Here is a 13470-nt window from a genome sequence, read left to right on the forward strand (position 1 = left end):
AGTTTCTCTCTGAAGCTCCTTTCTCCTCGACCCTGAAAGCGCCCGAGGGTCGTTCTGCTTTCGTTCCGGAGTCTGATCTTGTCCAAGAAGCTGTACGTGGGAAATCTGACCTACAACGTCAACGAGTCCGACCTTGAGGCGTTATTCACGCCGTTTGGGACGGTACAGAGCGCCCAGATCATCGTCGATCGAGACACCAACCGCTCGAAGGGATTCGGGTTTGTCGAGATGGATACCGACGCCCAGGCCCAGGCGGCGATCCAGGGACTTCATGAGCGCGATTATGACGGTCGGAATCTGACCGTCAACGAGGCCAAGCCCCGTGAACCCCGTGCCGGCGGCGGTGGTGGTGGTGGTTACGGTGGCGGCGGCGGTGGCCGGAGTGGTGGTGGTGGCTACGGCGGCGGCGGTGGAGGCGGCCGAAGTGGTGGTGGTGGTGGCTACGGTGGTGGTGGCGGTGGCCGCTATTGAGCCAACTTCTGCCGATGATCACCATTTTATTCTGGTGAAGTTGGCAAGAGATTCTGATCCCGATGAATCGCGTAAGAGGCCGGGTCACAGGACCCGGTCTCTTCGCATTGAGTCCCAGCCGAGTTGTTAGAAAAGGAGGCGCATGACCTCCCAGGGCCTGGTTGCTCGGTACCTCAAGGCCAGGTAAGAGTGCACCTCGCGAGGTGGGATCCGAATGATATCCAAGGCCCCTGACAAAGAATCCGACGAGCTGAAACCGGGATAACCCGAGCGTGGTTGGATTTGTAGCCTGGTTGCTACCCGCGCCGAATAGCAAGACGGGGGCGACTGCCATACAACCTCGAGGCCAAGGATCTCAAGTTGCTCGCCAACATCCTGGGGATGATGGCCGATTGCTTCAGCCTGGAGATTACCTTTCGCGAATGCAAGCCTTTTGTCGGGGCCGGCCAGGAGAAGTTTAGGTTAATCTGGGCGAACGTCGTGGCGTTTCACGTCTGCCTGTCGACGTTCGGGCTGACTGAGGCGAAGGACTGGTATTGCTACGAAGAGGAGTAGGTAGAGCGGCCGGGTTCGCCGTGGTAAAGCCCGTCCCGGCGTCTCAGCCACGAGGACAAGCGGCGGGCTCGGCGTTGTGAATCGGTGGACGAGGAAATCCGTTCTGTTCTACGTCTCGGGTTGCACTTTCCATGACTTGATGCACAGGGCGAGGCTATAAAGCAACCACCCCGAGACGGATCGACTCGATGAGGAGTAAGGTTGGTCATCCAAGTTGGCCGAGCTTTTCGATCTTTGACAGGATTTGGCTGATCTCTCGGGATTACACTCTCCTCATCGGCATGGAACTGGGAATACTCTTTACGGACGCATGCCATCCGCGACAAGACTCTCACATCGACAACGATGCCGATCACTTCGTGATCTTTTGTAGAGGCACCGGCGTCGAGGTGATGAGGGCGATGCGATCGATGATGTCGAGGCTGCGGTTGACGGTGAATCAGTCCAAAGCCTGCCTCTTCCGGGTGCCCTAACAGAGCGTCAACTTCCAGGGCTACACGATCGAGCTGGACCACTTGGAGCGGACGACTCGGTCGTACCTTCGGCATGATAAGGTCGGCCAAGTAGATTGACGCCCTCTTGGCGCAGATCCACGAGTTGACCAACCGAAGTAGGTTGTGGCCGATGGTCGAGGACCGGGTGGGGACGCTGAATCGGAAGCCCCGGGGCTTCTCGAACGACTACTTCCTTGGACCGATGTCCCCGGCTTATCGAGACATCAACCGCCACTCGCGGCACCGGCTCCGATGGTGATTGCGAGCCGAGCATGAGCTGCAAAGTCGCGGGACCTCCAGGTCCCCGACGCGAGGCGGCACGACGAGTTTGGCCTGATCCGGCTGTGAGATCGACCTCGGAGCTTTCCGTGGGAGACGGCATGAGTTCTAGTACGCGGGCTGGAAACGGGGAGAACGCCCGTCCTGTTCAATGAGCGGAGAGTGAAGACGGAGGCTCGGTCATAGCGTCAATCATTATTTTTTGGATGCATTAATATAAATAATAGTATTTTATTGGTCCAATCTCGAGGAACTACTAATTGGGAGCCGGAGGCGGGATCGCACGAGTTACTCTGGTTTGTATTACTCCAACCTAAGATTCCTCGATTTGGCCAGGTCTTCACAATATGACTTTGAACCTGTTTGAGTGGGTGGCAAGAGTCTAGCAACACAGGACGACTCGCCATAAACTGGCCAATCGATCGCCCTTTTCGAACATTTCGCCCGAAGGATCCCCAATCATGATGGCTCGAAGATTTCGCTCGATCTGGTCTATGCTCTGGCCTGGTTTGCTGTTGATCGCCTTGACTTCGAGCTGGGCGGATAGCGCGGAACGACTCAGCAGCGATCATGTCGGACGCTTCCGGAACGTCATCTCGGCCTCGATCTCGCCCGATGGCTCGAACGTCGCCTACGTCCTGAGCGTTCCCCGAAAACCGATCGCGGAGGAGGACGGCCCGGCCTGGTCCGAACTTCATGTCGTCGGAACGGATCGGAAATCACGCCCCTTTATTTGCGGGGATGTCAATGTCTCGGAGGTCAGCTGGTCCCCGGATGGACGATCGATCCTGTTCCTGGCGAAGCGGGGGAAAGATGAACATCGCTCCCTTTACCAGATCGAGATCTCGGGCGGAGAGGCCCGTCGTGTCTTTTCCTTCGGCTCGGATATCACGAGTTATTCGCTCAGGGCGGATGGCCGGAGGGTCGCTTTCCTGGCGGTCGATCCCGACTCCAAGTCCAAGGCCGAACTGAAGAAAAAGGGCTTCAACCAGATCGTCTACGAGGAGGAGCTACATCCTGTCCGGATCTGGCTGTCGAAGCTGGACGACCCGACACCACCCCGGTCGATCATGCTCCCAGGGTCGGCTTCCGAGCTGAGGGCCAACCCCACGAGTGAATCGCTAGCGGTCGCCCTGGCCCCCACTCCCGGCGTGGATGACGCGTTCACACGACGGAAGGTTCAGATTCTGCTCGGAGGTCCCAACCTGATTCGGTTCGACAACCCTGGGAAGCTTGGGAAGGTTCTCTGGAGCCCAGATGGAAAGAAGCTGGCAATGATCTCCGCATCCGACGAGCACGACCCGGCACCCGGGCGACTTCTCGTTGGCGCTCCGGGCGATTCGACCCTTCGTGACATCCTTCCCGACTATCTGGGGCACGTCTCCGACATTGTCTGGACCGGGAATGATCGGATTAGCTACATCGGCGACGAAGGCACGGCGACTGTATTCGGTAGCATCAATGCCGACGGCTCCGCCCATTCCTCCCGTCAGACAGACGAGGTTGTCGCCACTTCGCTCTCGGTCTCCTCAGATGGTCGAACCCTGGCAATCGTCGGCTCCTCGCCGAAGCATGGGGCCGAAGTCTACCTGATCAAATCCCAGGATCGACCGGAATTCGTCCGGTTGACCGACAGCAATCCCTGGCTTTCCTCGATCGAGCTGGCTCCTCAGGAAGTGATCACTTACAAGGCTCGAGATGGCCTGGAATTGCAAGGTGTTTTGGTCCGACCGCTTGGAATGTCACCTGGAACTCGGGTTCCGCTCGTCCTTGATGTACATGGTGGTCCCGAGTCGCACGTCCGGAATGGCTGGGTCACCGGATACGCCCTCCCGGGGCAAGTCCTCGCGGCGCGAGGAGTCGCCGTGTTCCTGCCGAATTATCGAGGGAGCACCGGGAGGGGAGTCGCGTTCTCCAAACTCGGTCAAGCTGACCCGGCGGGTAAGGAATTCGACGATCTCGTCGATGCTGTCGATTTCTTGATCGCGGACGGGCTTGTTGACGGTTCCAGGGTCGGTGTCACGGGTGGTTCTTACGGGGGTTATGCGACCGCTTGGTGTTCAACTCGCTATTCGGATCGATTTGCCGCCGGGGTCATGTTCGTTGGGATCTCGGACAAAATTTCGAAGACCGGGACGACCGATATCCCTGACGAGGAATTCCTCGTCCATGCCCGTAAACGCCCATGGGACGACTGGCTCGGGCTCCTCGAACATAGCCCGATTTTCCATGTCGAAACGGCCAGGACTCCACTCCTGATCATGCACGGCAAGGATGACCCGCGTGTCTTCCCCGGGCAGTCGCTCGAACTCTATCGCTTCTTGAAGATTCGGGGGCAAGCCCCAGTCCGTCTCGTGCTGTACCCGGGCGAAGGGCACGGAAATTTGAGGGCTGCCTCTCGTCTCGATTACAACCTTCGAATGATCCAATGGCTGACCCACTATCTTCAGGGGCCCGGCGGATCGATGCCTCCATCGGAAATTGATTATGGCGTGATCAAGGCCGACGGACGTTAATTCTCCTCATCCGAACGACGCCGATCGATCTCATCTCTCTCGGCGTCGTGCCTCTCCTCCGCCGGGATCAGTGAGAATAGCTGGGTTCAACATGCTCTTCAGTGTGAGCCAAAACATCACCCGACGGACCAGCGTGTTTATCGGGCTGAACTTCACGATCAGGCAACCGGGTCTGAACTCCCTGATCACCGGAGATCGCGTCGTTGACCCATTGAATCACGAAGTAGAAGACGGGAGTCAGGAAGATCCCGAAGGCCGTCACGCCGAGCATCCCGCCGAATACGGCCGTGCCGAGCGCTCGCCTCATCTCGGAGCCGGCCCCTTCTGAAATGACCAAGGGGACCACGCCCAGGATGAACGCAAACGAGGTCATCATGATCGGCCTGAGTCGGAGCATGCAGGCGTCCAGGGTTGCCTGATACCGGGGCACTCCTTGTTCTCTCCGGGATTTGGCAAACTCCACGATCAGGATGGCGTTCTTGCAAGCGAGCCCGACCAGCACGACGAATCCGATCTGAGTGAAAATATTGATGTCCATCCGGGCCATGAGGACACCTGTCACCGAGCAAAGCAGGCACATCGGGACCACCAGGATGACCGCCAACGGGAGTGACCAGCTCTCGTACTGGGCGGCCAGCACGAGGAAGACGAGGACCACCGCCAACGCGAAGACGATCATGGCGGTATTGCCCGTCTGGAGTTGGAGGAGGGCCAGTTCGGTCCACTCCATCCGCATCGATTGCGGGATCTGTTGCTGAACGACATCGGTCATTCGGTCGATGGCCTGACCGGAACTGGTCCCTGGCGTGGGATTACCATTGACCGCCGCTGATGGGTACATGTTGTAGCGCATGATCAGAACCGGGCCACTCCGGTCCTCGACGCTCGCCATCGCGCCAAACGGTGCCATTCCTCCGTTTTGATTCCGGATCTTGAGTAGTTGCAAGTCCTCGATCCGCTTTCGGAATGAGGCGTCTCCCTGGACATTCACCTGCCAGGTTCGGCCGAAGCGATTGAAGTCATTGACGTAAAGCGAGCCGAGGTAAACCTGTAGGGTATTGAACACTTCGTCCATCGACACGCCCATGGCATTGACCTTGTCGCGGTCGATGTTGAGGAATAGCCAGGGAGTGTTCGCTCGGAAGCTGGTAAATAGATCCTGCACTCGCTCGTCTCTGTTCCCCTCGGCGACGATTCTCTCGGCGGTCGTCTCCAGCGTCTCCAGGCCGTTGTCGCCGCGATCCTCGATCACGACCTTGAATCCGCCCGCCGTGCCGAGTCCCTCGACCGGCGGTGCGCCAAAGACGTTCACGAGCCCCTCGATGATCTCGTGCTGGAGTTCTATCTGCAGCGACTCGGCGATAGAAGAGGCACTCAGGTTCGGCTCGGCTCGGTGATGGAAGTCGTCAAGCATGACATACATCGCCCCGAAGTTGGGAGCGTTGGCGTTGAGCAGGATCGATTGACCGGCGATGGCGACCGTATGCTTCACGCCAGGCCGCTTGAGCGCGACCATCTCGATCCGTTTCATGACGGCTTGAGTATGTTCGAGCGAGGTGGAATCGGGCATCTGGACGTTGACGAGAAGAAAACCTTTATCCTGCTCGGGAATGAAGCCCGAGGGAGTCTGGTCGAATGCGAAATAGGTGAGATAGAGCAGCCCACCATAGATCAAGAGCACGGCCAGGCTACCCTTGAGCATCAGGCCCACGATCCAGGTATAGCCGCGCGTCACTGCCGTGAACCCAGCATTGAAGATGCCGAAGAACCAAACAAGTATTCGATCGGTCGGCCATCCGAGGAGCCATCCTGCCAAAGCTCCAGCGACCCCTCCGATCAATTGGCTCGCCCAGCCGGGCATCGAGCCGAGATTCGGCGAAATCAACGGGGCAAGATAGTAGTAACCAAGCGCGGCGCCAGTCATGGCATAAGCAAGCTTCGGGAGAGCTTCCCGGTTTTCCCTCGATTTCGGCTTGATGAGGATCGCGGCGAGCGCGGGGCTGAGTGTCAGTGAATTGAACGCCGAGATCAGGGTGGACGTCGCGATGGTGAGGGCGAATTGCCGGAAGAACTGACCGACGATCCCGGTGATGAAGGCGCAAGGGACGAAGACGGCGGTGAGTACCAGTCCGATGGCGATGACCGGGCCGGAGACCTCCTGCATGGCCCGGACGGTGGCGTCCCTGGGCTGCATGCCTCGTTCGACGTGGTGCTCGACGGCCTCGACGACGACGATGGCGTCGTCGACGACGATTCCGATGGCGAGGACGAGCCCGAAGAGAGTGAGGTTGTTGAGGCTGAAGCCCATGGCGGCCATGACGGCGAAGGTGCCGATGATGGCGACGGGTACGGCGACGAGTGGTATGAGAGCGGATCGCCAGTTCTGGAGGAAGAGGAGGACGACGACGGCGACGAGGATGACCGCATCGCGGAGGGTCTTGAACACCTCGTTGACCGATTCCGTGATGAACGGCGTGGTATCGTAAACGATCGAGTAATCGACCCCTTCCTCGAACCTCTTCTTGAGGTCCTCCATCTTCGATCGGACCAACTCGGCGGTCTTCAGGGCGTTCGATCCGGGCCTCTGATAGATCGAGAGGGCGACCGATGGTTTGCCGTCGAGGGTGCAAGTTTGGTCGTATCCTTGCGCGCCCAGTTCAATCCGGGCCACGTCGCCTAACCGGACGATTCTCCCCTCGGCGTCCGTTTTGAGAATGATGTCCTCGAACTGTTCCTTGCTTTCGAGCCGTCCCAGGGTGGTCATCGTGTACTGGAACACCTGGCCAGTTGGGACCGGTGGCTGGCCGATCTGCCCGGCGGCTACCTGGATATTTTGCTGGGCGATCGCCGTGGAAACGTCGGTCGCTGTCAGATTCCGGAACGACATCTTCCCAGGATCTAGCCAGACCCGCATGCTGTAGTCGCGCTGGCCGAGATAGGTGATGTCTCCGACACCCTCGAGTCGCGCCAGTTCGTCCCTAAGCTGGATCGTCGCGTAATTGCTCAGATAGAGGTTGTCACGGGTCCCGCTGGGGGAGAACAGGTTGACGATCATCAGGATGCTGGGAGATTTCTTCTTGACGGTCACGCCTCGGCGTTTAACCAGGTCGGGCAGGATTGGATCGGCCAGACTCTCGCGGTTCTGCACGAGGATCTGGGCCATGTTGAGGTCGACGCCCGGCTTGAAGGTCACGGTGAGCGTGTACATCCCGTCGTTGGTGCACTGAGAGGACATGTAGAGCATGTCCTCGACGCCATTGACCTGTTGTTCGATCGGGGCGGCCACGGTGTCGGCCACCACCTTGGCATTCGCTCCCGGATAATAGGCCGAGACTTCCACCGTTGGCGGAGTGATTTCAGGATACTGGGCGATCGGCAAGGTCAGGACCGCGATCCCACCCGCCAGCGTTATGATGATCGAGAGGACTGAGGCGAAGATCGGCCGGTCGATGAAGAATCGCGACATGGATATGCGTTCTCACTCCTGCTCGACGAGTTCGCCCACGCGGTCGTCGACCGCGACACTGGAGTCGACCGGATCCTGGACCGATTCGGGTGCCGGCGTGGCCTCGACGGCCTTGCGGCCCCGGGACACTCCGCGATTCCTGAGAAATCGCAGCGATAGGATGGAGAGCGGTATTCCGGCGATCCTTCGGACCCTCGGCGAGGCGAAAAACCGAGTCTCGCCCAGCCAGTCGATCACATAAAAGAAGACGGGTGTCAGGAAGATTCCGAACGCCGTGACGCCGATCATCCCGCTGAAGACGGTCGCGCCAAGGGTATATCTCATCTCGGCCCCGGCTCCATGCCCCAACAGCAGAGGCACCACGCCGAGGATGAATGCAAGTGACGTCATGATGATTGGCCGAAGTCTCAGTTCGCAGGCTTCCATGATGGAATCCAACCTCGACTCGCCCTGGGTCCGCTTCTGATTGGCGAACTCGACGATCAGGATCGCGTTCTTGCTGGCCAGGCCGACGAGCACTACGAAACCAATCTGCGTGAAAATATTGATGTCTTCGCCGGCGAGGTTCACGCCCACGACCCCGCTGAGGAGGCACATCGGAACCACCAGAATGATCGCCAAGGGCATCGACCAACTCTCATACTGGGCGGCCAGCACGAGGAAGACCATCACCACGGCGAAGCAAAAGACGATACCCGCCGTGTTGCCCGCCTGGAGTTCCAGGTATGCCAGTTCGGTCCACTCGGTGGACATCGACTTCAGGAGCTGATCGTTCGCGAGGGCCTGCATCGTGGCGATGGCATCTCCGGAACTCACCCCCGGGGCGGCCGATCCGTTGATCGCCGCGGCAGGATGCATGTTATAGCGGGTCAAGACAAGCGGGCCATTGATATGCTTGAAATTGGCGAGTGTCCCGACGGGCACCATCAATCCCTGGGCGTTCCGGACCTTCAGGCGAGGTACGGTCTCGATCGCATTTCGGAAACGGCTATCGGCCTGGACAACCACTTGCCACGTCCGGCCGAAGAGGTTGATATCATTGACGTAGAGCGAGCCTAGATAGATGCGAAGCGTGTCGAAAAGATCCTTCAACGCGACTTCCTTACTCATCGCCTCGGCCCGATTCACATCCACGAAGAACTGAGGGACGTTGGCACGAAAGGTCGAAACCAGGGTCGCAAGCTTGGGCACCTGTTTGGCCTTGTCGATCAAGTTATCGGTCTGCCCCTGAAGGATCGTCGATTTGTTGTCCCCGAGATCCTCGACCATCAGTTTGAATCCGCCCGCCCGACCAATCCCTCGGACCGGCGGAGGGCCGAGTACGGTGACCTTTGCCTCGGGGACTAGCCTGGCGAATTCCTTCCGGAGTCCGGCGATGATCGACTCGCTATACAGATCCTTCGTACGCCTGTGTTCGAACGAGTCGAGGATGCAAAACATGGTGCCGAAGTTCGAGCCGTTAGCACCCAGGAGCATCGACTGTCCGGTCATCGCCTGAGTATGTTTGATTCCCGGCGTCGACCCCGCAATTTGCTGAATTCGGTCCACAACCGCCTTGCTCCGCTCCTGAGAGGTGGAATCGGCGAGCTGGATATCGCAGAGGAGATAGCCCATATCCTGGGTCGGGATGAAGCCGGCCGGGGTCCTGACGTAGATGTAATGAGTGAGGTAAATCAGCCCACCATAGATCAGGAGCGCCGCGATGCTCCCTTTGAGTGCGACGGCCACCAGGTGGCTATAGCCTCGGGTTGCTAATCTAAACCCTTCGTTGAAGATCCCGAAGAACCAAACGAGGACGCGATCGGCCGGCCATCCGATGACCCAACCGGCCAGCGCACCTGTGACGGTCACGATGGTGATCGGTAGCCAGCCTGGACCTGTAATGTGACCCAGTCGCTCGATGGGCAGGAGGAGATAAGCCAGGTAGGCACCAAGCAGGGCGTAAAATAATCGAGGGAGTGCGACGCGAGGTCCGGCGGACCTTGGCTTGATGAGTATTGCGGCGAGCGCGGGGCTTAGTGTGAGCGAATTGAAGGCGGAAATGATCGTGGAGGTTGCGATGGTGAGGGCGAATTGCCGGAAGAACTGACCGACGATCCCGGTGATGAAGGCGCAAGGGACGAAGACGGCGGTGAGTACCAGTCCGATGGCGATGACCGGGCCGGAGACCTCCTGCATGGCCCGGACGGTGGCGTCCCTGGGCTGCATGCCTCGTTCGACGTGGTGCTCGACGGCCTCGACGACGACGATGGCGTCGTCGACGACGATTCCGATGGCGAGGACGAGCCCGAAGAGAGTGAGGTTGTTGAGGCTGAAGCCCATGGCGGCCATGACGGCGAAGGTGCCGATGATGGCGACGGGTACGGCGACGAGTGGTATGAGAGCGGATCGCCAGTTCTGGAGGAAGAGGAGGACGACGACGGCGACGAGGATGACCGCATCGCGGAGGGTCTTGAACACCTCCCCGATCGATTCTCGGATGAATGGGGTTGTGTCGTAACGGATCTCATATCGGAGACCCGGTGGAAAATCGGCGGCAAGCTCTTCGATCTTCGCCTTGACGAGATCGGCGGTCTCGAGCGCGTTGGCGTCGGGCAATTGGAAGACGGCAAGGCTGACCGATGGCCGGCCGTTGACCGAGCAATCGATGTCTTGATTCTTGGGGCCGAGCTCGATCCAGGCGACATCTTTGAGTCGCACGATTCGATCGTCGGCCGATTTCTTGACGATGATCTGGGCGAATTCTTCGGGCTGGCTGAACCGCCCGGTCGTGCTCAGGGGGATCTGAAACGACTGGCCATCGGGGACGGGAGGCTGGCCGATCTGGCCTGTGGCAACCTGAGCATTCTGCCTCCGGATTGCGAGCGCGACATCCGTAGCCGTCATGTCCCGGGCCGCCAGTTTGTCAGGATCCACCCAGATCCGCATGCAATAGTCACGCTGCCCGAGCATTCCGAGCTCGCTGACCCCGGGGACTCTCGCGAGTTCATCCTTGATGTGCAGCAGGGCGTAATTGCTCAGGAAAAGTTGATCGTAGAGTGGCGAGCCATCGGATTTCTTCTCCGCCGAATTGATCGCCATGGCAAGCAAGATGTCGGGTGAACGCTTCCGAGTCGTCACCCCGGTCTGCTTGATCACGTCGGGCAGGAGCGGGACGGCCAGGCTGACCCGATTCTGAACCATGACCTGAGCCATCTTCAGGTCGATGCCATGATTGAACGTGACCGTCAGGCTGTAACTACCATCGTTCGTGCATTGGGAGGACATGTACATCATGCCCTCGACACCGTTGACCTGCTGCTCGATCGGCGTGGCTACCGTCTCCGCCACGACCTGGGCGCTGGCGCCTGGGTAGGCACAACTGACCTGTACCGTAGGGGGGGAGATCGGCGGATATAGCGAGATAGGCAGGTTGAACAATGCAACCCCGCCGGCGATGGTGATCACGATCGAGAGGACCGAGGCGAAGATCGGCCGGTCGATGAAAAATTTCGAGATCAAGGACGAAGCTCCCCGATGTTCGGTCCATCGTTGCGGATGGGTTCATCTCGATGTCGATGATCCAGACGGGACTGCTTCGGGTATCGCGGGGGGACCCTGGGCGACCGCAGGACTGTCGTTTGGCTTGGGTTTGGGCAAGGTGACCTCGGCTCCGTTGCGAATCCGCTGAAGGCCTCCCACGACGACCAGATCAGTCTCCGTGAGACCCTTGTTCACGACCCGGAGACCCTTTGTGAGCGAACCAACCTCGATCGGTTGGGCGAAGGCAACATCTTTCAGCGTTTGCTTACCCGATTTCTTGTCCTTGACCGCGGATTTCCGGATCACGTAAACGAAGCGGCTCGTCTGTTCCGAACCGACCGCCTGCTCGCTGATCATCAATGAACGGTGCGGTTTCCCGATCGGGAGCCTGATCCGGACGAACAAACCGGGAGACAGGATCCTCGGCTTGGGATTGGAGATGACTCCGCGAACCCGAAGGGTGCCGGTGCTGGAGTCGACTTTGTTGTCGCTGAAGTTGATGAGTCCTTTATGGGGAAAATCGGCCTCATCGGAGAGTCCGACCAGGACTGGGAACTCGACCTCTTTCCGCGATTGGATCCGCCCCTCGGCGATCAGTCGGCGAATCTTGAGCATGGTCCGCTCGTCGATATCAAAGTAGACGTGCATGGGGTCGAGTGAGACGATCGTGGTGAGAGGGGTCTCGTCGGCCTTGACCAGATTGCCCGGGTCCACCATTCGTCGGCTCAATCGACCTCCGATCGGAGCAGTCACCCTGGTGAAGTCGAGGTTCAGTTTGGCCAGATCGACGGCCGCCGTGGCGACGCCGATGGCAGCCATCCCCTCGGCGTAATCGCCATTAATCCGGTCATATTCCTCGAGCCCGATCGCGCCCTTCTTGAAGAGTGTGTCCGCACGACGATGGTCCGCGGCAAGCCGGGTCAGCCGGGCCTCGCCTTGCCGAAGAGTGGCTTCGGCACGGTCGGCTTCCGCGGTATAGGGCCGCGCGTCGATCTCGAAAAGGAGGGTTCCCTTCTCGACCTCGTCGCCATCATTGAAGTTGACCTTGTCGAGATATCCGGTCACCCGAGCCCGGACCTCCACGGAGAAGACTGCTTCCGTGTGGCCGATGAATTCCTCGTAGTCGGTCACCTCATCGACGACCGGTCGCGTCACCAGTACTTCGGGCGGGGGAGGTTCGACCGGCTTGGGCTTGGGTTTGGCGCAACCGGCGATCATCGAGCTGCCGAGGATTGCCGCGATCCAGATCTCTCGACGACTCATCCCAGTCTCCAGCTGCGTTGGGCGATTTCAGACATCTTGACCGGACCGATCAGCCCGTCGGATCCTTGGTCCCGAGTTCCCGATCTCCGGGTTCGTGGAACTTTGCTCGTCGAGTCGGGCGGCAGCAGACACCTTCCGGGGTCGTGGATCATTCCCCAGGCGTTCTGATTCGCCGAGAATTCCATGGAAGATGATATCCAGAATGTCACGAGCCTGCTCATCGGGCGAGGCCGCTCGACCGGAAAAATGGTTTGTGAAAATTGTTCCATAGGCCAGGTCGAGAAAGACGGTGGAGATTCGCTCGACGGGCATCTCGCGTATCCGGCCTTCCTTGATCAGGGACTGATAGACCTCGTGCCAGCGGAGCTTATTGCGCTCGCGGTGCTCGAAGTATGTCGGTGTCGTCCGATCGCGAAAGATGGCACGCTCTTGTATTAACAACTCTACGTATTTTGGGTGCGTAGCGAAAAAACCGAGGAACGATCGCGTTGCCGCCTCGATCCGATCGATAGGATCCTGAACCGATGCTATCGAATCGTCGATGCAGTCTCGAAGCCGCTTCATGACCCGATCCACTGCCGCCAGGAATAGGTCTCGCTTGCTTGGATAGTGGCGATAGATGGTGCCCTTCCCGATCCCGAGTTTTTCCATCAGATCGTTCGTGACCGCATCGGAGAAGCCGAACTCGGCAAATAAATCAGTCGCTGCATCGAGGATTTCTTCCGGGGATACGCGCGATTCCCGGGTCGACTGAAGGGGTGCGACTGTTTTCGATGTGATGGAGTCTGTCACGATAAAACCATCATGGACGCACCCCAGCCGCGTGTAGGCTTCGAGAATAGCCGGGAAAGGTCTCTCATTTTCTCGGAAAGTGCCGATTGCCCCAGTTCGCTCAATTCGAAAC

At 59.0% G+C, this 13470-nt stretch carries 7 protein-coding genes; 3 read left to right on the forward strand and 4 right to left on the reverse strand.

Features of this window, described 5'->3' with window-relative positions:
- Positions 1-78: 78 nt before the first annotated feature.
- From P12x_RS18890 to P12x_RS18900, 3 genes are all read left to right on the forward strand, one after another.
- Positions 79-471 carry an RNA recognition motif domain-containing protein gene (locus P12x_RS18890; RefSeq protein WP_435006123.1) on the forward strand — a complete coding sequence of 131 codons (393 nt, stop codon included), beginning with the start codon at positions 79-81 and terminating at the stop codon, positions 469-471.
- Positions 472-831: 360 nt separating this feature from the next.
- Positions 832-1026, forward strand: a complete 195-nt coding sequence (locus P12x_RS18895; RefSeq protein WP_435006125.1) for a hypothetical protein — start codon at positions 832-834, stop codon at positions 1024-1026.
- Between the two features lie 1234 nt (positions 1027-2260).
- Positions 2261-4315: a prolyl oligopeptidase family serine peptidase gene (locus P12x_RS18900; protein ID WP_435006126.1), complete on the forward strand. Its 2055-nt coding sequence runs from the start codon at positions 2261-2263 to the stop codon at positions 4313-4315.
- A 67-nt stretch (positions 4316-4382) separates the two neighbouring features.
- Here P12x_RS18900 and P12x_RS18905 read toward each other — a convergent pair whose 3' ends face one another.
- Genes P12x_RS18905 through P12x_RS18920 form a run of 4 tightly spaced genes read right to left on the reverse strand, consistent with a single transcriptional unit; the run spans position 4383 to position 13358 of the window.
- On the reverse strand, positions 4383-7781 hold the full coding sequence (locus P12x_RS18905) for an efflux RND transporter permease subunit (protein ID WP_435006128.1): 3399 nt from the start codon (positions 7779-7781) through the stop codon (positions 4383-4385).
- A gap of 12 nt (positions 7782-7793) precedes the next feature.
- The gene (locus tag P12x_RS18910) at positions 7794-11282 is read right to left on the reverse strand and encodes an efflux RND transporter permease subunit (protein WP_435006129.1); all 3489 of its coding nucleotides are present in this window, start codon (positions 11280-11282) and stop codon (positions 7794-7796) included.
- A gap of 42 nt (positions 11283-11324) precedes the next feature.
- Positions 11325-12566, reverse strand: coding sequence for an efflux RND transporter periplasmic adaptor subunit (locus tag P12x_RS18915; protein ID WP_435006130.1), 1242 nt, complete (start codon positions 12564-12566; stop codon positions 11325-11327).
- A gap of 27 nt (positions 12567-12593) precedes the next feature.
- Positions 12594-13358 carry a TetR/AcrR family transcriptional regulator gene (locus tag P12x_RS18920; protein ID WP_435006132.1) on the reverse strand — a complete coding sequence of 255 codons (765 nt, stop codon included), beginning with the start codon at positions 13356-13358 and terminating at the stop codon, positions 12594-12596.
- Between the last annotated feature and the right edge of the window lie 112 nt (positions 13359-13470).

The sequence above is a fragment of the Tundrisphaera lichenicola genome (assembly GCF_051175385.1).
Taxonomy (GTDB): domain Bacteria; phylum Planctomycetota; class Planctomycetia; order Isosphaerales; family Isosphaeraceae; genus Tundrisphaera; species Tundrisphaera lichenicola.